The sequence below is a fragment of the Streptomyces sp. SJL17-4 genome, assembly GCF_036826855.1.
Lineage (GTDB): Bacteria > Actinomycetota > Actinomycetes > Streptomycetales > Streptomycetaceae > Streptomyces.
The window spans coordinates 6,267,345-6,291,007 of record NZ_CP104578.1 but is presented as its reverse complement, the minus strand read 5'-3'; the positions used below and the strand labels follow the sequence as shown (position 1 = coordinate 6,291,007).

22 protein-coding genes and 1 riboswitch are annotated in these 23,663 nt (G+C 72.4%); of the genes, 8 read left to right on the top strand and 14 right to left on the bottom strand.

The window, feature by feature from the left end:
• Positions 1-62 precede the first annotated feature (62 nt).
• Both N5875_RS28265 and N5875_RS28260 read left to right on the top strand, forming a co-directional pair.
• A complete protein-coding gene (locus N5875_RS28265) occupies positions 63-845 on the top strand; it encodes an alpha/beta fold hydrolase (RefSeq protein ID WP_318211268.1) in 783 nt (260 codons plus the stop codon).
• On the top strand, positions 838-1,521 hold the full coding sequence (locus N5875_RS28260) for a hypothetical protein (RefSeq protein WP_318211269.1): 684 nt from the start codon (positions 838-840) through the stop codon (positions 1,519-1,521). The genes N5875_RS28265 and N5875_RS28260 overlap by 8 nt, the downstream gene beginning before the upstream one ends.
• Positions 1,522-1,641: 120 nt before the next feature.
• Here N5875_RS28260 and N5875_RS28255 read toward each other — a convergent pair whose 3' ends face one another.
• The 6 genes from N5875_RS28255 to N5875_RS28230 form a co-directional block, all read right to left on the bottom strand.
• Positions 1,642-2,388 (bottom strand): endonuclease/exonuclease/phosphatase family protein, encoded by a 747-nt coding sequence (locus N5875_RS28255; protein WP_318211270.1) that lies wholly within the window; start codon positions 2,386-2,388, stop codon positions 1,642-1,644.
• Positions 2,389-2,460: 72 nt separating this feature from the next.
• Positions 2,461-3,402, bottom strand: a complete 942-nt coding sequence (locus N5875_RS28250) for an ROK family glucokinase (protein WP_318211271.1) — start codon at positions 3,400-3,402, stop codon at positions 2,461-2,463.
• 66 nt (positions 3,403-3,468) lie between these two features.
• Positions 3,469-3,954 (bottom strand): DUF5304 domain-containing protein, encoded by a 486-nt coding sequence (locus tag N5875_RS28245; RefSeq protein WP_318211272.1) that lies wholly within the window; start codon positions 3,952-3,954, stop codon positions 3,469-3,471.
• A 43-nt stretch (positions 3,955-3,997) separates the two neighbouring features.
• Positions 3,998-5,140: an ArsA-related P-loop ATPase gene (locus N5875_RS28240; protein WP_318211273.1), complete on the bottom strand. Its 1,143-nt coding sequence runs from the start codon at positions 5,138-5,140 to the stop codon at positions 3,998-4,000.
• 66 nt (positions 5,141-5,206) lie between these two features.
• Positions 5,207-5,650 (bottom strand): SRPBCC family protein, encoded by a 444-nt coding sequence (locus N5875_RS28235; protein ID WP_318211274.1) that lies wholly within the window; start codon positions 5,648-5,650, stop codon positions 5,207-5,209.
• Between the two features lie 90 nt (positions 5,651-5,740).
• Complete coding sequence (locus N5875_RS28230) at positions 5,741-6,508, bottom strand: metallophosphoesterase (protein ID WP_318211275.1); 768 nt, start codon at positions 6,506-6,508, stop codon at positions 5,741-5,743.
• Positions 6,509-6,764: 256 nt separating this feature from the next.
• Here N5875_RS28230 and N5875_RS28225 point away from each other — a divergent pair, with 256 nt between their 5' ends.
• On the top strand, positions 6,765-8,561 hold the full coding sequence (locus N5875_RS28225) for an AMP-dependent synthetase/ligase (protein WP_318211276.1): 1,797 nt from the start codon (positions 6,765-6,767) through the stop codon (positions 8,559-8,561).
• 147 nt (positions 8,562-8,708) lie between these two features.
• On the opposite strand, the gene N5875_RS28220 is transcribed toward N5875_RS28225, so the two are convergent.
• Positions 8,709-9,851 carry a glycosyltransferase family 4 protein gene (locus tag N5875_RS28220; protein ID WP_338496970.1) on the bottom strand — a complete coding sequence of 381 codons (1,143 nt, stop codon included), beginning with the start codon at positions 9,849-9,851 and terminating at the stop codon, positions 8,709-8,711.
• An 89-nt stretch (positions 9,852-9,940) separates the two neighbouring features.
• Between N5875_RS28220 and N5875_RS28215 the strand changes: the two genes are divergently transcribed.
• Both N5875_RS28215 and N5875_RS28210 read left to right on the top strand, forming a co-directional pair.
• Positions 9,941-11,206 carry a glycosyltransferase family 87 protein gene (locus tag N5875_RS28215; protein ID WP_338496967.1) on the top strand — a complete coding sequence of 422 codons (1,266 nt, stop codon included), beginning with the start codon at positions 9,941-9,943 and terminating at the stop codon, positions 11,204-11,206.
• A 79-nt stretch (positions 11,207-11,285) separates the two neighbouring features.
• Complete coding sequence (locus N5875_RS28210; RefSeq protein WP_338496964.1) at positions 11,286-12,752, top strand: DUF2079 domain-containing protein; 1,467 nt, start codon at positions 11,286-11,288, stop codon at positions 12,750-12,752.
• 84 nt (positions 12,753-12,836) lie between these two features.
• On the opposite strand, the gene N5875_RS28205 is transcribed toward N5875_RS28210, so the two are convergent.
• Positions 12,837-14,300, bottom strand: coding sequence for an MATE family efflux transporter (locus N5875_RS28205; RefSeq protein WP_318211280.1), 1,464 nt, complete (start codon positions 14,298-14,300; stop codon positions 12,837-12,839).
• A gap of 113 nt (positions 14,301-14,413) precedes the next feature.
• Here N5875_RS28205 and N5875_RS28200 point away from each other — a divergent pair, with 113 nt between their 5' ends.
• Positions 14,414-14,959, top strand: coding sequence for a PadR family transcriptional regulator (locus N5875_RS28200; protein WP_318211281.1), 546 nt, complete (start codon positions 14,414-14,416; stop codon positions 14,957-14,959).
• Positions 14,960-15,064: 105 nt separating this feature from the next.
• Here the strand turns inward: N5875_RS28200 and N5875_RS28195 are convergent, their stop codons facing one another.
• From N5875_RS28195 to N5875_RS28175, 5 genes are all read right to left on the bottom strand, one after another.
• A complete protein-coding gene (locus tag N5875_RS28195) occupies positions 15,065-16,294 on the bottom strand; it encodes a hypothetical protein (protein WP_338496963.1) in 1,230 nt (409 codons plus the stop codon).
• 115 nt (positions 16,295-16,409) lie between these two features.
• The gene (locus N5875_RS28190; protein ID WP_338496961.1) at positions 16,410-17,420 is read right to left on the bottom strand and encodes an NlpC/P60 family protein; all 1,011 of its coding nucleotides are present in this window, start codon (positions 17,418-17,420) and stop codon (positions 16,410-16,412) included.
• A gap of 201 nt (positions 17,421-17,621) precedes the next feature.
• A complete protein-coding gene (locus N5875_RS28185; protein ID WP_318211284.1) occupies positions 17,622-18,671 on the bottom strand; it encodes an NlpC/P60 family protein in 1,050 nt (349 codons plus the stop codon).
• 287 nt (positions 18,672-18,958) lie between these two features.
• On the bottom strand, positions 18,959-20,323 hold the full coding sequence (locus N5875_RS28180; RefSeq protein ID WP_318211285.1) for an NYN domain-containing protein: 1,365 nt from the start codon (positions 20,321-20,323) through the stop codon (positions 18,959-18,961).
• A gap of 33 nt (positions 20,324-20,356) precedes the next feature.
• Positions 20,357-20,599: a hypothetical protein gene (locus tag N5875_RS28175; RefSeq protein ID WP_030314394.1), complete on the bottom strand. Its 243-nt coding sequence runs from the start codon at positions 20,597-20,599 to the stop codon at positions 20,357-20,359.
• 158 nt (positions 20,600-20,757) lie between these two features.
• On the opposite strand from N5875_RS28175, the gene N5875_RS28170 reads away from it, so the two are divergent.
• Both N5875_RS28170 and N5875_RS28165 read left to right on the top strand, forming a co-directional pair.
• Positions 20,758-21,510 carry a rhomboid family intramembrane serine protease gene (locus N5875_RS28170; protein WP_338496960.1) on the top strand — a complete coding sequence of 251 codons (753 nt, stop codon included), beginning with the start codon at positions 20,758-20,760 and terminating at the stop codon, positions 21,508-21,510.
• Positions 21,507-21,788 carry an Lrp/AsnC ligand binding domain-containing protein gene (locus N5875_RS28165; protein WP_030205672.1) on the top strand — a complete coding sequence of 94 codons (282 nt, stop codon included), beginning with the start codon at positions 21,507-21,509 and terminating at the stop codon, positions 21,786-21,788. Before N5875_RS28170 ends, N5875_RS28165 begins: the two co-directional genes overlap by 4 nt.
• A gap of 70 nt (positions 21,789-21,858) precedes the next feature.
• Here the strand turns inward: N5875_RS28165 and N5875_RS28160 are convergent, their stop codons facing one another.
• Entirely contained in the window at positions 21,859-23,262 is a 1,404-nt protein-coding gene (locus N5875_RS28160; protein WP_338496957.1) for an aminotransferase class V-fold PLP-dependent enzyme, read from the bottom strand.
• Between the two features lie 259 nt (positions 23,263-23,521).
• A riboswitch (SAM riboswitch) is annotated at positions 23,522-23,638 on the bottom strand.
• Positions 23,639-23,663: the final 25 nt, after the last annotated feature.

Here is a 23,663-nt window from a genome sequence, read left to right as displayed (position 1 = left end):
GCTTCGGCGCACCCAAGGCGCACCCGAAGGCGAACGCGAAGTCGAGCGAACAGGAGACCCCGGTGCCGGTCCTTCCCGGAGCCGAGCCGTACCGCCATGAAGGCGGAGAGGTCGGCGTCCTTCTCTGTCACGGATTCACCGGTTCCCCGCAGTCGCTGCGCCCGTGGGCCGAGTATCTGGCCGTGCGCGGTCTGACGGTGTCACTGCCGCTGCTGCCCGGCCACGGCACCCGCTGGCAGGACATGCAGCTCACCACCTGGCAGGACTGGTACGCCGAGGTCGACCGGGCGCTGAGCGAGCTCCTGGAGCGGTGCGCGACCGTCTTCGTCTTCGGCCTCTCCATGGGCGGGGCGCTGACCCTGCGGCTCGCCGCCCGGCACGGCGACGCCGTGAAGGGCATCGTCCTGGTCAATCCGGCCAACAAGGTGCACGGCCTGGCCGCGCACGCGCTGCCGGTCGTCCGGCATCTGGTCCCGTCGAACAAGGGCATCGCCAGCGACATCGCCAAGGAGGGCGTGACCGAGATCGGCTACGACCGGGTGCCGCTGCACGCCGCGCACTCCCTGCGGCAGTTCTTCCGGACCGTGGACGCGGAGCTTCCGCAGGTCACGCAGCCGGTGGTGCTGCTCCACAGCCCCCAGGACCATGTCGTGCCGCCCGTCGACTCGGCCCGGATCCTCTCCCGGATCTCCTCGACGGACGTCAAGGAGATCCTGCTGGAACAGAGCTACCACGTGGCGACGTTGGACCATGACGCGGAGCGGATCTTCGACGAGAGCCTGGCCTTCGTCGAGCGTCTCGCGCCGGGTCTGGTCGACGAACAGGGGAGCAGGAGCGGTGGCTGAGGAGCAGGACGGCGGCGGGCGGGAGCCGCAGCCCATCGACGAGGAGGCGGCCTGGGCCGCGATCGTCGCGGGGTACGGCGAGGAGCCTGCGGACCCGCCGGGTGCGAAGCCGTACCGGACCGTCGAGAACCTGTCGCTCCCGGAGCCGGAGGCCGAGGGCGACGAGGGCGAGGACGGCGGAGAGGTCCGGCCGGTGAAGCCGGCGCCGGCCGCCGGGAAGGGCACGCCCTGGAAGCCGAGGCCGACGACCGGCGGGACACCGCCGGAAGCCGACGAGGAGCCCGGGGCGGAGGAGGAGCCTGAGGCGGGTCCCGAGCGGCCCTCACTCGGCAGCTCCGTCGTCTTCGCTCCCGGCGTTCGTCCCGCCGGTCCCCGCGACTACTCCCCCGCCGAACCGGACGACGGGCCCGGCGGCTCCGACGAGGGCCACTTCGTGCCGCCGGAGCCGCCTCCGCTGCCCGAGGCGGACGTGACGACCAAGTTCGCCTGGCTGGCCGTGGTCGGCGGCCCGGTGCTGATGCTGGTCGCCGTGCTGCTCGGCTGGGACATGACCTGGTGGCTGACCACGCTGTGCATCGGCGGCTTCCTCGGTGGCTTCGCGACCCTGGTGGCCCGTATGAAGCACGACGACGATGACGACGGCTTCGACGACCCGGGCCGCGGCGCGGTCGTCTGACCTCTTGACGCCGCCCTCGCACCGCTCGGCACCAGGGCGCCTCGCGGGCTTCGGGCGGCTGCGCCGGACTCCGTCCGCCGAGCCGGTGGCCGGGTGCCCCGGCCGACGGGCGGGCGGGCCTCAGTTCGCCGCGGGGACGCGGACCGCCGCGAGCACCGGAAGGTGATCGGTGGCGGCCCGCAGATCCGCCGGATCCAGGTCCGTGGGCACCCCGCAGCCGAGGAACTCGACTCCCGGGGTGGCGAGGATCGCGTCGATCCGCTGGTGCGGGTCGGCGGGGGTCGAGGTGTTCGCGCCTCCCCAGGGGCTGACCTCCCACCCGTCCCGGAGTTCCTTCGCGAGCCGCCGGAAGGCGGGCCCGTCGGGCCGTTCGTTGAGGTCCCCGGCGACCAGGGTGTACGGGGTCCCCAGGGCGGCGACCCGGTCGAGGACCATCCCGGCCTGGGCGTACCGCTCGTCCTTCCGCAGGCTCAGATGGCAGCTGATGAGGCCGACCCGGGCCTGGGCGAAGCGGACGACGGCGGTCGCGAGACCGCGCCGGTGCAGGCCGGGGGTGAGGGGCAGCAGGACGTCCTCGGTGCGTTCCACGGTGGCCCGCAGGGAACAGAGCAGCATCGGTCCGGCCGCGGTGGCGCCGCCGCTCAGCATGACGAGTTCGCTCTTGGCCGCGAGCCGGGCGGCGTGTTTGCGCCAGCGGAAGAAGCGCGGGGCCTCCTGGACGAAGACGAGGTCCGGGTCGCAGGCCCGGATGACCCGGGCGAGGGCGTCCTCGTCGTCGCGCATCGAGCGCACGTTGTAGCTGAGGACCCGGAGGACGGCCGAACCGTCCTCCTCGGTGCGGGAGTTGGGCAGCTCACTGATCGCCATGACAGGTAACGTACGACAACCGCCCGCCGCGTCCACAGGGACGCGACGGGCGGTTGTCGCAGGAGGGACCGCTCAGCCCTGGCGGGCCAGGTCCGCGGCGCCGACCAGTCCGGCCTTGTTGCCGAGCTGGGCCGCGAGGACCTGCGCGTGCGGGCGCCACTGGCCGCCGATCAGCCAGCGCCGGAAGGACTTGCGGATCGGGTCGAGGACGAGATCGCCCTCGTCCGAGACTCCGCCGCCGACGATGAACGCCGAGGGGTCGAACAGCGAGGCCAGGTCCGCGAGGCCGGCACCGGCCCAGCGGGCCAGCTCGCGGAAGGAGTCGACGGCGACCGGGTCGCCGGCGCGGGCGGCCTGGCTGACGTGCCGGCCCTCGATGCCCTCGGGGGTGCCGTCGCCGAGCCCGAGGAGGACCTCGGCCCGCTCGGGGGTGGCGTTGGCGCGCTGTTTGGCGTAGCGGACGAGCGCGCGCCCGGAGGCGTACTGCTCCCAGCAGCCCTGGCTGCCGCAGCCGCACAGCAGACCGTCCGGGACGACCCGGATGTGGCCGAACTCGGCGGCCACGCCGAAGCGTCCGCGGCGCAGCTTGTTGCCGATGATGATGCCGCCGCCGAGGCCGGTGCCGAGGGTGATGCAGATGACGTCCTCGTGGCCCTGGCCGGCGCCGAACTTGTACTCGCCCCAGGCCGCCGCGTTGGCGTCGTTCTCGACGACGACGGGCAGGCCGACCCGCTGCTCGACCTTGTCCTTGAGCGGCTCGTGCCGCCAGTCGATGTTCGGCGCGAAGAGGACGGTGGCACGCTTGTCGTCGACGTAGCCCGCGGCACCGATGCCGACGGCCTCGATCGTGTGGCCCTTGCCGGCCTCGGACACGGCGGCGCAGATCGCGTCGACGATGCCTTCGGGGGTCGGCGGGGTGGGCACCTTGTGCGTGTCGAGGATGTTGCCCTCCTCGTCGACCACGCCGGCCGCGATCTTCGTGCCGCCGATGTCGACGCCGATGGTGAGTCCCATGTGTCCCTCAGTTTTCGGTCGAGCCCCGCTAAGGCCCACCGTACCCGAGGGGGACGGGCGTACCGATCAGTCCAGGTCGATGTGCTGGCCGGTTCCGGGCCCCTCGTCGTCCTTGCGGTCGTGCTCCGCGGCGGGCTTCGCGTCGTCGCCGGCCGGTCCGTCGGCGTCCCGGCGCGGGTCGCGCGGGTCGTCGGGGGTCACCTTCCCGTCGCGCGTCCAGCGGCTCTCGTGGCCCTCGACGGCGGAGCGGTAGGCGGCGAGCAGCTCGTTCCCGGCGGCGGCGAGGTGGTCGAAGACCTGCGGGTTGCGCTCGATGACGGGCTCGACGACCGCCTTCGCCTGGTTGACGAGCTGCTGCACGGTCTGCGCGGCCTGGCCCGCGAGCAGCGGGTTTCCGATGCCGCCGGAGACCTTGTCGGCGACGGCCTCGAAGAGCTTGCGGAACTCGTCGGCTGCGGAGCCGGTCGGGGACCCGTGCTGCGCCCGGCGGCGGGCCTTCTCCGCCTCCAGGTCCTCGGCGCACGCCTTGGCCCAGGCGTCCGAATCGCTCATGGCGTACTCCTCACTGGCTGGTACTTCGACGGTACACGCCCCCTCAGGGGGTACGGGGCCAGAGTCCCGGGTCGGGGGTGAAGCGCACCCGGAGGTCCCCCTCGACGAGCCCCGCGCCGGTGACGGTGCAGCGGCGCAGGGCGGCCGGCAGGGGCACGTTGCGACGGAAGGCGCCGACGGTGAGCAGCAGTTCGTCACCCCTGCGGACGAGGGACAGATCCTCCTTGACGGCCCCGGGAAGGCCGATGTGCCAGACCAGGACGCCGTCCTCCTCGCGCCGGTCCTCGACGGACCATGCCGGTACGGGCTCGGGGGTGGCCGCCGGGCGCCGGGCGGGCGCGAGCAGCGCGAGGTCCTCGGGTCCGCGGGGGTCCCGGCCGAGGTGCGGCAGCTCGTCGACCACGCCGCCGGCGGCGCCGGTGGTACGGAGCTCCGCGAGGTGCCGGTGCTGCTGGGTGGTGAGTCCGGCGAGCCAGGGGTCCTCGGAGTCGGCGGGCAGCAGCCGGTTGGCGACGACGGAGTCGAGGGCGAGGCGCTGGAGGGCGAGGCCGAGCCGGGCGGTGCGCAGGGCGCGGACGGCGGCGGGGCCGGGTTCGAGGACCAGCCGGACGCTGGTGGTGGGGGCGTCGACGACGGACTGGACGGCGGCCAGCTCGGTCTCCCAGCGCCCGGTGGTCTCGTACAGCCACTGCGCGGGCATCGGGACCCCGGCGAGCTGGGCGAGCATCGGGCGCAGGGCGCGGGCGGCCTGCCGCTCCGGGGGCAGGAGGCGGCGCAGATAGCGGCGGAGCTGCTCGGGCAGGGCGAGGAGGGCGAGGGCCTCGGCGAGCGGGGGCAGATCGACGACGGCGAGCTCGTGGTCGCCTTCGGCGGCGTCGCGCAGGGCGCGCAGCAGGGCGAACTGGCGGCTGCCGGGAAGTTCGGTGAGCTCGGCGTCCTCGAAGGGCGCGGCGCCCAGCAGGTCGAGGGCGGCGGAGGAGCGGGCCTGGAGGGAGAGGAACTCACGGCGGAAGTCAGCGGCCGGCCGGGGGCGCAGGAGGCGGAGTCCGTCCTGGGCGGGAAGCGGTTCGACGTCCTCGGAGACGAGCAGGACGCGGCGGCCGGCGCGCGCCTCGGCGAGGGCGGTGGCGGCGGCGACGGTGGTGCGACCGGCGCCGCCGGAACCGGTGACAAGGATGATCCGCATGCGGAGGACGTTACCCGCGCCCTCCCGACGCTCGTACGGGAGGACGTGACCGGCCCCCTCCGGGGCTCACACGCCGGATTCGACGCGCTTCTTCAGCCCTGCCAGCGCCCGGTCGATGATGACCTTCTCGGCCTTGCGCTTGATCATGCCGAGCATCGGGATCTTCACGTCGACCGTCAGCTGGTAGGTGACCTCGGTGCGGTCACCGCCGCCCACCTCCGCCAGCCGGTACGAGCCGTCGAGTGACCGCAGCATCTGGGACTTGACCAGCGTCCAGCTGACCTCGTTGCCCCCGGTCCAGGTGTACGCGAGGGTGTGGTCGTCCTTGATCGCGCCGGCGTCGAGCAGCAGCCGCACCTTCTCGGCGCGGCCGGCCTCGTCGGTCTCCAGGACCTCGGCCTCCTTCACCTCGCCCGTCCACTCGGGGTAGCGGGCGAAGTCGGCGATCACGCCCATGACGTCGGCCGGTGCCGCCTCGATGGTGATGCTCGAGCTGGTGTGTTCGGCCATCGTGGTGGCTCCTCCACTGTGCGGTCCGGCGGAAGTCAAAGGGGCACAGACGTGCCGACGGAAGGCTATCGCGCTGCGGCGCGGGGCCCGTCACCACTCCAGGGCGAAGGGTCTGCCCGTCGAGGCGAAGTGGCCGACGTTCACGCACTCGGTCGACGCGATCCGCATCCGCCGGGCCAGCGGCTGGTGGACGTGGCCGAAGAGGGCGTAGCGGGGCCGGGTGCGCCGGATGGCGTCGAGCAGGGCCCGGCTGCCGCGCTCGAAGCGGCGGGCGACGGTGTCGTACGTCAGGTCCGGCACGTCGGGCGGGATGTGGGAGCAGAGGACGTCGACCTCGCCGAGGGCCTCGACCTTGGCCGCGTACTCCTCGTCGGAGATCTCGTACGGGGTGCGCATGGGGGTGCGCAGACCGCCGCCGACGAAGCCGAAGACGAGGCCGCCGACCTCGATCCGCTCGCCGTCGAGGACGGTCGTCCCGGGCCGGGCGAACTCGGGCCAGAAGCGGGGGATGTCGACGTTGCCGTAGGTGGCGTACGTGGGGGTGGGGAAGACGGCGAAGAGTTCGGCGTACTGGCGGCGGACCGCGGCCTCGATCGCGGTCTCGCGGTCGACGTCGAGTTCGGCCCAGAGGCGACGCCCCAGGTCACGGGCCTCGTCGAAGCGTCGGGCGGTGCGCAGCTCGACCAGCCGGTCGGCGTTCTCGACGCCGAAGAGGTCGGGGAAGATCCCCCGGCTGTGGTCGGCGTAGTCGAGGAAGAGGACCAGGTCCCCCAGGCATATCAGGGCGTCGGCGCCGTCCCCCGCCCTGGCGAGGTCTCCGGCGTTGCCGTGCACGTCACTGACCACATGGACTCGCATGGGCCCCACCTTAGGGGGTGTCACCTGCGGTTACTTCCGAGTCGGGAAAGCTGTGGATTACTGTGCGGAGAGCACCGCCACAGATGTGTGACGCACGGAACATCTGGCCGGAACCCCCTATCCGGAACCATGTACTGATGGGTAACGTCCGGGCAGTCCAGTCGTGCTCTCCCCCACGGAGCACCCGCCAGTTCTTGGACTTCACCGGTGCATCACACAGAGCCGTGGCGCCGGCGCCCGATGAGGAGCAGCAGTCTTGCGCGAGTTCAGCCTTCCGGCCCTGTACGAGGTCCCCGCGGACGGCAACCTGACGGATCTCATCCGCCGCAACGCCTCCCAGCACCCAGACGTCGCCGTCATGGGCCGCAAGGTCGACGGCGTGTGGACGGACGTGACCGCGACGCAGTTCCTCGCGGAGGTCCGCGGGGCCGCCAAGGGTCTGATCGCGGCCGGCGTCGAGCCGGGCGACCGGGTCGCACTGCTCTCCCGTACGCGGTACGAGTGGGTGCTCCTCGACTTCGCGATCTGGAGCGCGGGCGGTGTGACCGTGCCCGTGTACGAGACCAGCTCGCCGGAGCAGATCCAGTGGATCCTCGGCGACTCGGGCGCGACGCTGGTGCTCGTCGAGAGCGCGGCGCACCAGGCGTCGGTGGAGTCCGTAAGGGCGGACCTGCCGGAGCTGAAGGACGTCTGGCAGATCGAGGACGACGCGGTCGCGCAGCTCACCACGACCGGCATGGACGTGTCCGACGAGCTGCTCGACGAGCGCATGTCGGCGGCGAACGCGGACGACCCGGCGACGATCGTCTACACCTCGGGCACGACGGGCCGCCCCAAGGGCTGCGTCCTGACCCACCGGGCCTTCTTCGCCGAGTGCGGCAACGTGGTGGAGCGGCTGAAGCCCCTCTTCCGTACCGGCGAGTGCTCGGTGCTGCTCTTCCTGCCCGCCGCGCACGTCTTCGGTCGGCTCGTCGAGATCGCGTCCGTGATGGCGCCGATCCGTCTCGGCTGTGTCCCCGACATCAAGAACCTCACGGACGAGCTGGCCTCGTTCCGGCCGACGCTGATCCTGGGCGTGCCCCGGGTCTTCGAGAAGGTCTACAACTCGGCGCGGGCCAAGGCGCAGGCCGACGGCAAGGGCAAGATCTTCGACAAGGCCGCGCACACGGCGATCGCGTACAGCAGGGCGCTGAGCACGCCGCAGGGCCCGTCCTTCGGCCTCCGGCTGAAGCACAAGATCTTCGACAAGCTGGTCTTCAGCAAGCTGCGGGCGGTGCTCGGCGGCCGCGGCGAGTACGCGATCTCGGGCGGCGCGCCGCTGGGTGAGCGGCTGGGTCACTTCTTCCGGGGCATCGGCTTCACGGTCCTGGAGGGCTACGGCCTGACGGAGTCCTGTGCGGCGACGGCGTTCAACCCCTGGGACCGGCAGAAGATCGGCACGGTCGGTCAGCCGCTGCCGGGTTCGGTGGTGCGGATCGCCGACGACGGCGAGGTGCTGCTGCACGGCGAGCACATCTTCTCGCGGTACTGGAACAACGAGGCGGCGACGGCCGAGGCGCTGGCGGACGGCTGGTTCCACACGGGCGACATCGGCACCCTCGACGAGGACGGCTACCTCGCAATCACCGGCCGGAAGAAGGAGATCCTGGTGACGGCGGGCGGCAAGAACGTCGCCCCGGCGGTCATCGAGGACCGGATCCGGGCGCACGCGCTGGTCGCGGAGTGCATGGTGGTCGGCGACGGCCGCCCCTTCGTGGGCGCGCTGGTCACGATCGACGAGGAGTTCCTGGGCCGCTGGGCCTCGGAGCACGGCAAGCCGGCGGGCTCGACGGCGGCCACCCTCCGCGACGACGCGGACCTGGTGGCGGAGGTCCAGCGCGCGATCGACGACGGCAACGCGGCGGTCTCCAAGGCCGAGTCGGTCCGCAAGTTCCGTATTCTTCCGGCGCAGTTCACGGAGGAGGCGGGCCACATCACCCCGTCCCTGAAGCTGAAGCGGAACGTGGTGGCGAAGGACTTCGCGGACGAGATCGAGGCGATCTACCGGGCCTGATCCCGGAGGTCGGACACGTACGGCCGGAGGCCCGGGGCGACCACGCTCCGGGCCTCCGGCCGTGTCCGTACGCCCTCCCTGGCACCCCGACTTGAACGTGTTCAAGTCGGGGTGCCAGGACCTATGTCATGACGCGGAAGCCGCCCGCTACAGCAGCTCCCTGAGCCGCTCCGCCAGCAGGTCCCAGCGCCACTTCTCCTCGACCCAGGCGCGGCCCCGCTCGCCCATGCGGGCACGGAGCTCGGGGTCGAGGAGGAGGGTGGTGACGCGGTCGGCGGTGTCCTCGGCGGACTCGCCGCGGACGACCCAGCCGGTCTCGCCGTCGAGGACCGCGTCGGGGGCGCCGCCCGAGTCGCCCGCGACGACCGGCAGTCCGGTCGCGGAGGCCTCCAGATAGACGATGCCGAGGCCCTCGACGTCGAGGCCGCCGCGCCGGGTGCGGCAGGGCATGGCGAAGACGTCACCGGCCCCGTAGTGGGCGGGCAGCTCCGACCAGGGCACGGCACCGGTGAAGCGTACGGATCCGGCCACCCCGGTCTCGGCGGCGAGCCGGTGCAGATCCTTCTCGTACGGGCCGCCGCCGACGATCAGGAGGACCGCGTCCGGCACCCGGCGCAGGATCTGCGGCATGGCCCTGATCAGGGTGTCCTGGCCCTTGCGCGGAACGAGCCGGGAGACGCAGACGACCACGGGACGGTCGCTGAGCCCGAGCCGGGCGCGGACCTCGGCGCCGCCCGAGTCGGGATGGAAGGTCTTCTCGTCGACGCCCGGCGGCAACTGCGTCATCCGGCCCGCCGCGGCCGGCGTGAGGGCCGCGGCGATCCGGGAGCGGGTGTACTCGCCGAGGTAGGTGATGGTGTCCGTGCCCTCGCCGATCCGCCGGAGCAGCTGGCGGGAGGCGGGCAGCTGGGCCCAGCCGGCCTCGTGCCCGTGCGTGGTGGCGACAATTCGCCGTGCGCCGGCCCTGCGCAGCGCGGGGGCCATCAGGCCGAGCGGCGCGGCCGCGCCGAACCACACGGACTCGCAGCCGTGCTCGCGCAGGAGCGCGGTGGCCCGGGCCGTGACCCGAGGTGTGGGCAACAGCATGGTGGTGCGATCCCGGACGACCGTGAAAGGCTGTTCGGCGTCGAACGCGGCCGTCGCCTCGATCCCTTCGCGGCTGCGCTTCCAGGTGGAGGCGTACACCACGATCTGTTCGGGATCCAGGCGGAGGGCCATGTTGTGCAGGAAGGCCTGGATTCCGCCCGGACGCGGCGGGAAGTCGTTGGTTACGATCAGGGTCTTGTGCATCGTGGCCGACAGTACCGCGAGCGCACCCACCGCCCAGCACCACCACTCCCCCGCGGCAGCGGGCCGACAGGACAAGGAGCAGGACAGGTATGACGGGGGCAGTGGGCATCGGATCACGCACGCGTCTCCGTCTCCCGCTCGGCCTCTGGGGCCTGACCCGGGTCGTCCTCCTGCTGTGTGTGTTCAAGGTCGTGGTGGTTCCCGGCCCGGACGTGACGCTCGAGGTGGGGCAGATCTACCAGGGCTGGTTCGACGTCCTGCGGACCGGCGAGTATCCCCGGTCCGACGTCACCTGGCAGTACCCGCCGGCCGCCGCCCTCGCGATCCTCTCCCCCGCGCTGCTGCCCTTCCTCGGCTACGCGACGGCCTTCTTCGTGCTGGCGCTCCTCTGTGACGCGCTCGTCATGGGCCTCCTCCTGCACACCGGCCGCCGGGCCGGCCGGTCGATGCGGGGGGCGTGGCTCTGGCTGGCCGCGGTGCCCCTGCTCGGGCCGACCGCGTACGCCCGCTACGACGTCATGGTGACGGCCGTCGCCGTGGCCGCGCTGCTGACCGTCGGCCGCGACCCACGCGTTCTCGGTGTTCTCGCCGGTTTCGGCGCCATCCTCAAGGTGTGGCCGGCGCTGCTGCTCGTGGGCACCCCGAAGGGCGGGGCGACCTGGCGTTCCTGGCCGGTGGCGGCCGGAGCGGCGGGGGCGGTGCTGCTGCTGTGCGCGGCCTGGATGCCGGGATCGCTGGCCTTCCTCTCGTACCAGAGCGAGCGGGGCACGGAGGTCGAGTCGCTGGGGGCGATGGTCTTCCACGTGGCCCGGCACTTCGGCTGGGAGGGCGAGGCCCGGATGAACTACGGCTCGATGGAGTTCCTCGGCCCCTACGTCTCATGGGTGTCGTCCGGTGCGATGGCGCTGACGGTCGCCGCGTTCGGATGGCTGGCGCTGTGGCGGTTCAAGGCGCGCCGGTTCTCCTCGTCGACGACGGCGGACGCGGCCTTCGTCGCGGTGCTGCTCTTCACCGTGACGAGCCGGGTGATCTCACCCCAGTACATGATCTGGCTGTTCGGCCTCGCCGCGGTCTGTCTCGCCTACCGTTCGAGCAGAATGCGGCGCCCCGCCCATCTCGTGCTGTGGGCGACGGCCGTGACGCAGTTCGAGTACCCCGTCTGGTTCTCCCATGTGACGCAGAGCGACCCGCTGGGCATCGCGGTGCTGTTCCTGCGCAACGGCCTCCTGGTGGTCGCCACCCTCTCCGCCTGCCGCACCCTGTGGCGGCAGACGGTGACCGAGGCCGGAGTCGTACGGATCCCGGGGCAGACGCGACGGCCCGAGCGGGAAAAGGTCCTGGCCGGTTCGGCCTGAGCGGTAGTGGCCCGAACACCGATACGCACTGGTGCTACCCTGGGGCACCTTTGCCTTCCCGTTAGGTTCTTCTGCTGACATGAACAACCCGGTTCTCTCGGTCGACACGCTTCAGCGGCACGGGAAGGGCGGCGAAGGGGCCGCTGCGGAGGATGTACCGAAAGTCCCGGCAGGAATATCTGGGAAGTCTCTTCTCCTGGTTTCCGGCTCTTTCTTCCTGATCTATCTCCTGCTGTCGGCGCGGCGCCACGCGGCGAACCTCACGACCGGTTACGACCTGGGCATCTTCACCCAGATCGTGAGGTCGTACGCCGAGCTCTCCGCCCCGTACTCCGATCTCAAGGGGCCCGCGTACAACACGCTCGGGGACCACTTCCACCCGATCCTCGCCCTGCTGGCACCCTTTTACAAGGTATTCCCGTCCAGTTATACGCTGCTCGTCTGCCAGGCGGCACTCGTCGCGTTTTCCATAGTTCCCCTGATGAAATGGGCGCACAAAGCCAGGGGCCGGAATTTCGCCTATTGGGTCGGAGTGTCGTACGGCGCCTCCTGGGGAATTGCCGCACTCATCTATTTCGACTTCCACGAAGTCTCCTTCGCGGTGCCGCTGCTGTCCCTCTCGCTCTGTGCCGCCGGTCAGAAGAACTGGCGCGCCGCCGCCCTCTGGTCCCTGCCCCTGGTGCTGGTCAAGGAGGATCTCGGGCTCACGGTCGCCGCGATCGGGGCCTATGTGGCGTGGAAGGGGCCGAGGGTGACGGGGCTCGCCGTCGCCGCCTTCGGGGCCGGCGCGACGGCGCTGGAGATGCTGGTGATCCTTCCGTACTTCAATCCCCTCGGGCAGTTCGCCTATCTGCCGCCCGAGGCCGCCGAAGAGGTCGGCATGCTGGCGCAGGCCGCCGGAGCCCTCTGGCCTCCGGTCAAGTGGCTGACGCTCTTCATGATCGTCGCCCCGACCGGCTTCCTGGCCCTTCGGTCGCCGATCCTGCTGGTCGCGCTGCCGACGCTGGCCTGGCGCTTCACGGGATCGAACCCCTTCTACTGGGGGATGGAGTTCCACTACAGCGCGGTCCTCATGCCCATCGCCTTCGCCGCCGCCGTTCACGCGGTCGCCAACGGCGTGACCCCGCGAAGGGTCGTGCCCGCCTGCGTCGTCGGCGCGGTGGCCACGAGCGTCACTCTCTTCACCCATCCCCTGCACGAGGTCGTCCTGCCACGGACCTGGAGCGACTCCGCCTACGTCAGGACCTCGGACGAGCTGCTCCAGAAGATCCCCGACGGCGCGACCGTGGCCGCGTCGAACCGCCTGGCCGCGCAGCTCGCCGACCGGGCCGCCGTCAGCGAGGTATGCCTCTTCCCCCGCTCCTTCCCCCCGAGGGAGCGACCCCAGTGGCTGATATACGACGTCGCCGACAACTCCGACCCGGAGTGCCCGACCGGCAAGGCCCTGGAGACGACGAGCCCGGAGGTCCCCGGCTACCGGGTCGTCGAGACGCGAGACGGGATAACCCTGCTCAAGGCGGCCGACGACGAGAAGACCTCCCGGTAGAGCACCCCGAGCACACCGACCACCCCGGGCACGCCGGCCACACCGACCACCCCGGGCACTCCCTGGACGGCAGGTGCCGGACCCTCACGATCGGCCGTCGGCTTCCACCGGCGGCCGATCCGCGTGCGAGGCGGCCGCGCGGCCGGGCTGCCCCTGGGCGGCGCCGAGGGTACGGCGGTACAGCAGGCCCAGGGCAGCGCACTGAGCCGCTGTCGCGAGGGCCATGGCCAGGCAGATGCCGGGCAGCCCGAGCCCCGACAGGCCGTGGGCCAGCGGCAGCTGGACGAGGACGCCGGCGCTCGTGATCCGGGCGAGGTACGGGCTCCCGCCGGTGCCCTCGAAGACCCCGGCGAGCGCGATGAACCCGCCCATGAACAGCAGATGGGGGCCGAGGCAGCGCAGGAAGAGGGCGCCCGCCTCCGCCACCTCGGGCTCGGCGCCGAAGATCCGCATGACGGGTCCCGCGCCGAGGAACAGCAGCACGGCGGAGCCCGCGCCGAGGGAGCCCCCGAGCAGCAGGGCCTGACGTCCGACGGCGCGCCGCTCGCCGAGGCCGGCGTCGAGCCGCCGCGCGAGCCCGACCGCCTGAGCGGGCGCCTGTCCGGACCCGGGACTCCGATCGGACCCGGGCCCCGCTCCGGGCCCGGCCCCCTCCGCGCTCCCGAGCAGATGGGCGCTGTGGATGGCGGCGGCCTGCCGGACGGCGTAGAACGCCATCGTCGCGACGTACATGGCCTTGGTGGCGATGCCGTAGGCGGCCATCTCGGTGACGCCGAGCCGGGCCACGACGGAGACGAGTGCGAGCGCACCCGCCATCCGGACCGCGAAGTCGACGCCCATGGGGAGGCCGGTCCCCGCCGTACGGCGCAGGGCGGCGGCGGTTCGCTCGGTGGGGCGCACCGCGCGGGCGGCCCTGAGCAGCGGGTGGCGACGGAGGACGAGCAGCCCGACGGAGAGCGCGACGACCCGGCCGGTGACGGTGGCGAGGGCGGCGCCCCGCACCCCGTACGCCTGGATGAGCAGCGGGTCGAGGACCAGGATCAGCCCGTTGGCGAGGAAGGCGAGCCGCATGGGGGTGCGGGTGTCGCCCGCGCCCTTGAGGATCCCGTCGAGGACGGTGATGGCGAAGAAGACGGCGGTGCCGGGGAGCGAGACGGCGAAGTAGGCGGTGGCCAGGGCGTGGGCGGGATGGTCCTGGCCGCCGAGCAGCAGGGCGGCGAGCGGTTCGCGCAGCAGGTACCCGGCGACGGCGACGGGCGGCACGAGCAGGGCGCAGAGGGCGGCCCCGCCGCGCACGGCGGCGCGGACGGCGGCCGGGTCGTCGGCGCCCCGGGCGCGGGCGACGAGCACGGTGGTGCCGGAGCCCGCCACGAGGACGACGCCGAGGAGCAGGTTCTCGACGTTGGTGGCGACCGCGACGGCGGCGACGGCGTCCCCGCCGAGCCGGGCGACCCAGATGACGTTGATGACGCCGGCGGCGACTCCGGCGAGGAGTTCGAGGTAGACCGGGCGAGCGAGCCGGACGAGCGTACGGCGGTGGGCGGACATGGACGAGGATCCCCCTCTTTTCGATATACCTCGATTCGAGGCACATCGAAAAGAGGTAGCATGGCGACCGGTCCCACGACAAGCACGGACGACGCACACGAAGGAGGCGCCCGGTGCTGGAGCTGTCGATCCTGGGTTTCCTGTCCGAGAAGCCCCTGCACGGCTACGAGCTGAAGGAGCGCATCCACGGCCTCAGCGGCCATGTGCGCCCCGTCAGCGACGGCGCCCTCTACCCGGCGATCACCCGCCTGGTGAAGAACGGCCTGGTGGACAGCCGTACGGAACCGGGCGCGAGCGCGGCCCCCCGCCGGACCCTCTCCCTCACCGCCGACGGACGCCGGGAGCTGCAGGCCCGGCTGCGCACCCCCAAGGACGCGGAGATCACCGACGGCCAACGCTTCTTCACCCTGCTCGCCTTCCTCGGCCACCTGCCGGATCCCGCGGACCAGGCGGCCGTCCTCCGCCGCCGCCAGGAGTTCCTGAACGCCCCGGCCAGCTTCTTCTACGAGGACGGGACCCCGGTCGTCGCCGAGCGGGAGCCGGACCTCTTCCGCCGGGGCATGCTGCGGATCGCCCGTGCGACGGGCACGGCCGAGAAGGCCTGGCTGACGGAGGCCCTGGCCGAACTGGAGGGCCGGGAGCCCCCGGCCGGCCCCTGATCCGCCGGCCGGCCCCTGCCCCACCCGAGCCGACGGGCCGGCCCCTGACCACCCGAGCCGACCGGGACAGGCCCTGACCACCCGAGGCCGACGGGACAGGCGGCCCTACCCCAGCCGCTTCCCCAGGTACTCCCGCCAGTCGGCGGTGAACTCCTCCGGGGTGGTGCCGAGCACCTCCTGGAGGGCCTTCTCCACCGCGCCCTCCCGGCCCGGGTGCGCGCCCACCGCACGGTAGAAGTCGGTCAGCTTCGGCTCGCCCCAGCGGTCCGCGATCAGCGCGCAGGCCAGCCAGCCGCCCTCGTACGCCCTGGCCAGCGCCTCCGGGTCCGCGCCGAAGGCGAAGTCGGGGTCCTCCGGGAGCCGGGCGGGCAGCTCGCCCGCCCGGACCGCGCGGCGCAGTTCGGGGGCGGCCTGGGCGGGGGTGCGGTCGGCGTCCCGGTAGGCGACCCAGTCGGCGAAGCCCTCGGAGAGCCAGACCGGGGTCGACGGGGTGGTGGCGGCGCGGGTGGCGACATGGACGGTCTCGTGGGTGAGGACGAGCTGCCGGCCGAACTCCCCGAGGACCCCGTACGCCTCCGGATTCACGATCACCCGGTCCGCGGGGGCGTCCGCGCCGCCCCGGGTCTCCCCCGTGGTGACGGCGGCGATGCCCCGGTAGGAGCTCCCCTGCGCCCCGAGGAGCTCGCCCATCCCCTCCAGCGACCCGGGGACCAGGACCACCACGTCATGGGCCCAGCCGACGGGCCAGACGGCGGAGACGACGGGAACGGCCCGGTCCGCCGCCGCGGCGATCTCCCGGAGCCGCTCGGGCTTCTGGCCGACGCCGAGGACGAGCGAACGGGCGCCCCGGACGGTCGCCACGTCGCCCTGCTCCCAGAGGTGCCGGGGCGCGCCCTGCGCCGGGCGGTCACCGGTCACGTACCAGCGTCCGTCCCGCTCGGTCAGGTCGAGGACCCGGGCGCCGGTGACGGGCCGCTTGTCGTGGCCCTCCAGCCGGTAGCCGAGGTCGGCGCGGGCGGTGACGCGGTCGGTGTCCGTGCGGTCGACCCCGGTGAGCCGGTAGGTCCAGCCGTCGACGGGAACCGTCGCGAGCCGCCGGAAGACGGTGAGGGCGGTCGGTGCGTACGAGGGGTCGACGGCGGCGAGGTAGCCGGGCTGATCGCGGTCGAGGAGCGCCCTGGCGTGCCGGTCGAGGAGCCCTTGTATCTCCCGGGCGGCCGTGTCGGCGGGCCGGTCGGCGCGCGCCCCGCAGCCGACGAGTCCCACGAGCACGAGCAACAGGGCCGTCAGGCAGGCCGTCGCCGGCCTCCGCGCTCCACACCCCTGACCTGCCACGCCTTCGATCGTACGGTCGGACCGGCGGGACGTGCTCCCGGTACGGGATTCCGGTACGGCCCCAGGTACGGGCCGGACCCGGCCGCAACCTGGCTCGGGCCGTCCGGGCCCCGTCTCAGACCCGGGTCACCGTCACGTGCGACATCATGTTCACCGGGTCGTAGCGGACCCGCGCGCCCGGGTAGGGGGCGTGGATGACCTGGCCGTTGCCAGCGTAGATCCCCACATGGCTGGCGTCGCCGCGGTACGTGACGAGGTCACCGGGCTGCGCCTGCGAGAGCGGCACCTGCCGGCCCGCGTGCCGCTGCGCGGAGGAGGTCCGCGGCAGGCTGATCCCGGCCTTCCCGTACGACCAGACCATCAGGCCCGAGCAGTCGAAGGCGGAGGGTCCGGTCGCCCCCCACACGTACGGCTTGCCGACCGCGCTGCGGGCGGCGAGCACGGCGGCGGCGGCCCGCGAGGAGCCCGGGGCGGCCTCGGGCACCGGAGGCAGCTCCTCCGCGCGTCCGCCGGTGCGCGAGGCCCGGTCGAAGTCGGCGCGCTCCTCGACGGTGAGGCTCGCGAGGACCCGGCGGGCCTCGGCGAGCTTGCGCTCGACGACGCGCTTGTGACGGGCGACCTCGGCCCGGCTGCGCTCCAGCTCGACCAGGGCCGTACGGGCCTCGGACCGCTTCTGGTTCAGCCGGCGCTGCTCCCGCTGGAGTTCTCCGAGCGCGGCGCCCTGGCGGGCGGTGATCCGGTCGAGCGCGGAGGCCCGGTCGAGGTAGCTGTCCGGGTCGGAGGAGAGCAGCAGGGCGAGGGCGGGGTCGATGCCGCCGGAGCGGTACTGGGCGCCGGCGACCGAACCGAGCGCGCCCCGCATGTGGTTGATGCGCTCCTGGCCCCGGGCGAGGCTGTCCTGGGCCTGGGAGACCGTCCGGCGCAGCGCGTCCGCCTTCTCGTCCGCCCGGTTGTAGCCCTCGGTGGCCTTCTCGGCCTCCTCGAAGAGGCGGTCCACCGTGGCACGGGTGGCCGCAGGTCCGGCCCCGGGGTCGGCGCTCGCGGGGACGGCCCCGAGGGTCGCCGCCGCGGTGGCCGCGGCGGCGGTGAGGACGGTGACCCTGGCGGGTCGGCGGTGGGACGCCACGAATCGCGCTCCGTTCGGCTCGACGCAGACTGGCGCGGCAGACAGTAGCCGCTGATCACTCCGCGTCCAACGAAGGCGATGGGCACACAAAGTGACGCCCCGCCGGAGATCACAAGGTCACCGGCGGGGCGTCAGGTCAGCTCGCGTCGCGGCGAACCACCCGATTGGGCGGTACGGCTGCGCGGGTCGCGTCGCGGCGGATCAGCCGCCGATGCGGACACCGAACTGGAAGGAGCCCAGGGTGTTCATGGACTCGTAGCGGACGTTGACGCCCGAGTAGGGGGCGTGCAGGACCGTGTTGTTGCCCGCGTACAGGCCCACGTGCGACAGGCCGTTGAAGAAGACCAGGTCGCCCGGCTTGAGCTGGCTGCGGCCGATCTTCGTGCCGTCGTTCTGCTGGGTGTACGTGGTGCGCGTGAGGTTGACGCCGGCCTTGCCGTAGGCCCACATCGTCAGACCGGAGCAGTCGTACGCGTTGGGGCCCTCGGCGCCGGAGACGTACGGCTTGCCGATCTGGGTGGCGGCGGCGCTGAGCGCGGCGGCGCCGAATCCGGACGCGGGGGCCTCGTTGCCGAGGTCGATGCGCTCGCCGGCGGCGCGGCTGGCGCGCTGCTCCTTCTTCCGCTCCTCCTCGGCCAGCTTGGCCTTCTCGGCGGCGGTGAGGGTGTTGAGGAGCTTCTGGGCCTCGGCCAGCTTGCCCTGGAACTTCTTCTTCTTCTCGCCGAGCGTCTTGCGGACGTCCTCGAGGTCGCCGAGCTTCGTGGTGGCCTCGGCGCGCTGCTGCGCGAGGCTGCGCTGCTTGGACTGGATCGAGGTGAGGACGTCGGCCTGCTGGGCGCTCAGCTGGTCGATCGCGGACGCCTTGTCGAGGTACGTGTCCGGGTCGGCGGAGAGGAAGAGCTGGAGCGCCGGGTCGATGCCGCCGGAGCGGTACTGGGCGCTGGCGACCGAACCGATCTGGTCGCGCAGGGTGTTGAGCTCCTGCTGGCCCCGGGCCACCTTGTCCTGGAGGTTGCCGATCTCCTCCTGCAGCTTGCCGCGGCGCTCGTCGGCGAGGTTGTACTGCTCCGTGGCCTCCTCGGCCTCGTGGTGCAGCTTGTCGACCTTCGACTTGACCTCGTCGATCGTGGGCTTGGCGGGGGCCGCCTGGGCGCCCGTCTGGGCGGTGAGCGCTACGGCGGCGGCCGCGGTCGCGGTGAGTACGGTCACACGCATGCGGCTCGGCTGCTTGGGTCGACGGTGGGACGCCACGAAGGCGAGCTCCTTCTTCCTCAGAGCCGCCCAACCGGTAAGGGGCGGGCGGTTCCTCCGCCGCCACCCCGGATGGGTGATCAACCGCGCGAAGGTTCGAGCCCCGACCCTAGTGACCAACTTGTGATCAGTTCAAATCCCACTGGCAAAAATATCGCTCACGGACCACTTAATTTACACAGACCGCACAGGCAGTGATGGGCACTTGACGGTCCGCCCTCCAGAATTCGGGCATAAGACCCAGGAGTTGCGATGTGCTGTGATGTGCTCCGATGTGTCGCGATGCGTCAGGAGAGCCGCGAAAGCCGCTTCAGCAGCAAGGCGGACGCCACGGGGCGCGCCCCGGCCTTCGCCACCCCGTCGGCCACCTCGCGGTCGGTGGAGACCACCACGACCGGCCGGCCCGGCGGCTCCGCCCGTACCAGCTGACGGATCAACTCGTCGGCGGTCACACCGGGCTTGGAGAACAGCACCCGCACCCCGCGCGGCGGCGCGAGGAGCACCGGGGCCGCCAGCTCCGCCCCGTCGAAGACACAGGTGACCTCGGCGCCCGAGCGGGCCGCGAGGGCCGACAGGCTGCCGAGCAGCCGCAGCCGCTGCTTCTCCAACGGCATCGTGGGATAGCCGGTCTTGGTGACGTTGTAGCCGTCGACGACCAGATGGGCCTGCGGGAGCGCGAGGAGCTGGTCGAGCAGCGCCGGGTCGGTCTCGGAGAGCGCCCGCGCCGCGATGTCCTTCGGGGACATCCGGCCCGGCTCCACCGCGTCCACGGTGTCCGCCGGGTGCACCGACACGGGAGGCAGCGCGAGTTCGCGGCGCAGCCCCTGGGCGGCGTCGAGCACGGTGTCGAGCAGCAGCCGCAGTCGCATGTCCTCGACCGAGCGCCCCTCACGGGCGGTCCTGCGGCTCGCCTCCAGGGCCGCCTCGACCTCGCCGAGCCGGGCCTTGAGCCGCCGGCTCTCGCTCTCGGCGGACGACACCTGGGCCGCCGCCTCGGCCTTCGCCGCGTCGATCTCACCCTGGACGCGGCGCAGCGCCGCCTCGCCGCGCTTCACATCGCTCTGGGCACTGCGCAGCTTGCGGTGAAGCGATTCCGCTTCCTTCCGGGCCGTCTCCAGGTCGCGCCGCAGCTGCTCGGTCTCGTCCCGGGAGCGGTCCCTCGCGGCGGCGAGCTCCTCGCGCAGCCGCTCCAGCTCGCGCCGGCCCGCCTCGTCGGCCCGCTCGGCGTCGACGCGCAGCGCCTCCTCGCCCGCGGCGGCCACGAGCTTGACCCAGCCCGGCGGGCGCAGCACATAGGCGGCGGCCGCCACGTCGACGGGGTCGGCGGCGGCGGGCGGGGTGCCGGTCTCGACGGCTCCGGCCAGTTCGGGCTGGCCCTGCTTGAAGCGCTCGCCGATCCGCTGCCGGAACAGGGGGTCGCTCTCCAGGGCCGCCGCCATGGCGTTCCCGGCGAACTTGGCGCGCCGGGTCGCGGTGAACCGGGCGTACTGCCGCAGAGGTGCGGGCAGCTCCGCGACGGTCAGCCCGCCGAAGGCGTCGGCGACCAGCGCGACGACCCGCCGCCGTACGCCTTCCGGCAGTGGGTGGTCGAGCGTCTCGGCAGCGTCACCTGCCGCGCCGGCCGGCTCTCCACCGTGCGCGGGCTGCTCCACGATCCGTCACCCCTATGTCGTCCGCGCCGTCCCTCAGGAGGCGGCGCCCGGCCTGTCCACCAGCTCGATCTGGTCCACCGCGTTGCACCAGCGGCAGCGGACCGACTCGATGGTCTCACTGACCACCTGCCGCTCCTCGACCGTCGGGTCGCCCGCGAGGTCCAGATGGACGTACTCCACGACCTTGGAGGAGCGCGTCACGTCGAAGCGGGTCAGATTGCCGCAGAGCGTGCAGCGCCACCGGGTGTCGGCGGTCGGCAGGGGAACCGTCGTCATCGTGCCGTCCTTCTTCCTGTTGCGTGGTACCAGGTGCGGGAGCCGCGGTGCGCCGTCGAACTGCGGTCGTACTGCCCGTTACCCTACGGCCTCGCCGGTACGCGGGGGCACGGCGAGGCACTCTGTCCAGTTCGGCCCCGGTACGCCATGATCTGTCCATGATCGACTGGCGAGGTGCGGTCCGTGCTGTCCGCGCTGTTATGGGGGCCTGGCGCGGCGCCCTCGGTGGCCCCACGGTGACGTACGGACTGATCGCCGCCTGCTGTCTGCTCTTCGTGATCGGCCCGGTCTCCGGTCTCAACCCGGTGTACGGCACGGCGGACGAGCTCCTCGCCGCGCAGGGCGTGTACTTCCGGCGCTGGGGTGTCGTCCCCGCCGAGCTGATGAGCGGCGACTCCCGCGCCCTGCTCACCCCGCTCACCGCGCTCTTCGTCCACGGCAGCTGGCTCCACCTGCTGGGAAACATGCTGTTCCTGTACGTCTTCGGGGCGATGGCCGAGGAGCGCATGGGTCCCGTCGGGTTCGCCCTCTTCTACCTGGGCACGGGCTACCTCGCGCTGGTGGGGTACGCGGTGGCGCACGCGAACAGCGAGCAGACCCTGGTCGGGGCGTCCGGGGCGATCTCCGGGGTGCTCGGGGCCTTTCTCTTCCTCTTCCCGCGCTCCCGGGTCACCAGTCTCTTCCCGTTCCTCTTCTTCCTGCCGCTGCGCTTCCCGGCCTGGATCGTGCTGATCTTCTGGTTCGTGCTCCAGTGGCTGGCCGCCCGAGCCGCCGGCGCCGGTCCCGGCGTCGCCTATCTGGCCCATGTGGTGGGCTTCTCCCTCGGCTTCCTCTACGCCTGGGGGCGCTACCGGGGTGGGGATAGAGTGAAAGCCCAAACCGCGGCGACCGAGGGAGAAAGCCAGCCGTGATCACCGCGATCGTGCTCATCAAGACCAGCGTGGACCGCATCCCCGAGATCGCCGAGTCGATCGCCGCGCTCGACAGCGTCAGCGAGGTCTTCTCGGTGACCGGCACCTACGACCTCATCGCCATGGTCCGCGTGCCCCGTCACGACGACCTGGCGGACGTGATCCCCGGCAGCATCAGCAAGATCCCGGGCGTCGAGGCCACGGACACGCATGTCGCCTTCCGTACGTACTCCCAGCACGATCTGGAGGCGGCCTTCGCCATCGGTCTGGAGTCCTGAGACTCGTTCACGGCAAGGATGAAGGGGGCTTCCCGACCGGGAGGCCCCCTTCACCCGTACGAGTGAGTGCTCAGCCGCGGTCCGGGACGCAGCGGCCGTCCTCGGTACGGTAGTTCCACTGCGCGCCGTCGCGGACGAGTTCCTTCACGGCGCCGACGAACCGCTCCACGTGCTCGTCCGGCGTCCCCGCGCCGAAGCTCACCCGGATGGCGTTGAGCGACCTCTCGCCGGGGGCAGCCTCGGGGGCGCCGCACTCGCCCGGGTCCTGCGGGTCGCTGCCGAGCAGCGTGCGGACCAGCGGGTGGGCGCAGAAGAGACCGTCACGGACGCCGATGCCGTACTCGGCGGAGAGCGCGGCGGCGAAGTGGGAGCTGTTCCAGCCCTCCACGACGAAGGAGATGACGCCGACGCGGGGCGCCTCGTCGCCGAACAGCGAGAGCACCTTGACCTCGGGCACCTCGACGAGGCCCGCGCGGACCGTGTCGATCAGGTGCTGCTCGCGGGCGACCAGCTGGTCGAAGCCCGCCTCGGTGAGCGCCTTGCAGGCGGAGGCGATGGAGTAGACGCCGATGACGTTCGGGGAGCCGGCCTCGTGCCGGGCCGCGGTGGTGTGCCACTCCACGTCCACACCACCGTCGGCCCGACGGGCCACCTTGCGGGAGGCGCCGCCGCCCGCGAGGTAGGGCTCGGAGTCCTGCAGCCAGTCGGCGCGGCCGGCGAGGACGCCGGAGCCGAAGGGCGCGTACAGCTTGTGCCCGGAGAAGGCGATCCAGTCCACGTCGAGCTCCTGGACGGAGACCGGGTGGTGGGGCGCGAGCTGGGCGGCGTCGAGCACGATCCGGGCGCCGTGCGCGTGCGCGGCGGCGGCGAGCTCCTTCACGGGCCACAGCTCACCGGTGACGTTGGAGGCGCCGGTGACGCAGACCAGCGCGGGGCCGTAAGGGTCGCGGTCGGCGAGGGCGCGCTCCAGGGTCGCGACGGCCTGCTCGGGGGTGCGCGGGGCGTTGAGGTAGGTGACCCGGGCGTCCCGCCACGGGAGGAGCGAGGCGTGGTGCTCGGTCTCGAAGACGAAGACCTGGCAGTCGGCCGGGAGGGTGGCGGCGAGCAGGTTGAGGGAGTCGGTGGTGGAGCGGGTGAAGACGACCTGGTCGCCGGGGCGGCAGTCGAGGAACTCGGCGACGGTGGCGCGGCTGTTCTCGAAGAGGTCGGTGGAGAGCTGGGAGAGGTACCCGGCGCCGCGGTGGACGCTGCCGTAGTAGGGGGCGTAGGCGGCGACGTCGTCCCAGACCCGCTGGAGGGCCGGCGCGCTGGCCGCGTAGTCGAGCGCCGCGTAGGTCACCTCGCCGCCGGTGACGAGCGGGACGGTGACGTCCCGGCCGAGCACGGGGAGCGGGGCGGCGCAGCAGGGGTCGGCGGCCTCGGCGACGGCGGACTCGGCGACAGCGGTGGTGGGGGCGGCAGGGCGTGCGGACATGGCGGTATCTCCCGGCGGGCGGTGCGGAATGGCTTCGGTGATCCCGTACGCGGCCGGACACGGCGGGGTACGGGTGATGCCTCGGAAGACACGGGTGCACGGGTGACGGGTGCACGGGGGAAACTCAGAGGTACACGGGGTACGCGGAAGTGACCCTGATCCGATGATCCGAGGGTGAAGAAGGGGCGTACTCGCCCTATCGCATTCGCTTGCTCACGGAAAAAGCTCCTCGAGAGACCAGGACCCCTGGTGTTCGAGGGGTCCGCGCTTGCCGTAGACCTCGCTGCCTACGGCCTGGTCATCACCCGGGGCACCCCGCCACGGACGGAGGGTTGCCGGACAGCAAGCCGGGGCCAAAACGCTGTCACTCGTGACCTGTAGAGCATCCTGCCACATGATCG

Bases quoted from the DNA above. Each gene is read 5' to 3' on its own strand.
- N5875_RS28255 (WP_318211270.1), bottom strand. From the start codon at position 2,388: ATGGCGATCAGTGAGCTGCCCAACTCCCGCACCGAGGAGGACGGTTCG.
- N5875_RS28250 (WP_318211271.1), bottom strand. From the start codon at position 3,402: ATGGGACTCACCATCGGCGTCGACATCGGCGGCACGAAGATCGCGGCC.
- N5875_RS28245 (WP_318211272.1), bottom strand. From the start codon at position 3,954: ATGAGCGATTCGGACGCCTGGGCCAAGGCGTGCGCCGAGGACCTGGAG.
- N5875_RS28240 (WP_318211273.1), bottom strand. From the start codon at position 5,140: ATGCGGATCATCCTTGTCACCGGTTCCGGCGGCGCCGGTCGCACCACC.
- N5875_RS28235 (WP_318211274.1), bottom strand. From the start codon at position 5,650: ATGGCCGAACACACCAGCTCGAGCATCACCATCGAGGCGGCACCGGCC.
- N5875_RS28230 (WP_318211275.1), bottom strand. From the start codon at position 6,508: ATGCGAGTCCATGTGGTCAGTGACGTGCACGGCAACGCCGGAGACCTC.
- N5875_RS28220 (WP_338496970.1), bottom strand. From the start codon at position 9,851: ATGCACAAGACCCTGATCGTAACCAACGACTTCCCGCCGCGTCCGGGC.
- N5875_RS28215 (WP_338496967.1), top strand. From the start codon at position 9,941: ATGACGGGGGCAGTGGGCATCGGATCACGCACGCGTCTCCGTCTCCCG.
- N5875_RS28210 (WP_338496964.1), top strand. From the start codon at position 11,286: ATGAACAACCCGGTTCTCTCGGTCGACACGCTTCAGCGGCACGGGAAG.
- N5875_RS28205 (WP_318211280.1), bottom strand. From the start codon at position 14,300: ATGTCCGCCCACCGCCGTACGCTCGTCCGGCTCGCTCGCCCGGTCTAC.
- N5875_RS28175 (WP_030314394.1), bottom strand. From the start codon at position 20,599: ATGACGACGGTTCCCCTGCCGACCGCCGACACCCGGTGGCGCTGCACG.
- N5875_RS28170 (WP_338496960.1), top strand. From the start codon at position 20,758: ATGATCGACTGGCGAGGTGCGGTCCGTGCTGTCCGCGCTGTTATGGGG.
- N5875_RS28160 (WP_338496957.1), bottom strand. From the start codon at position 23,262: ATGTCCGCACGCCCTGCCGCCCCCACCACCGCTGTCGCCGAGTCCGCC.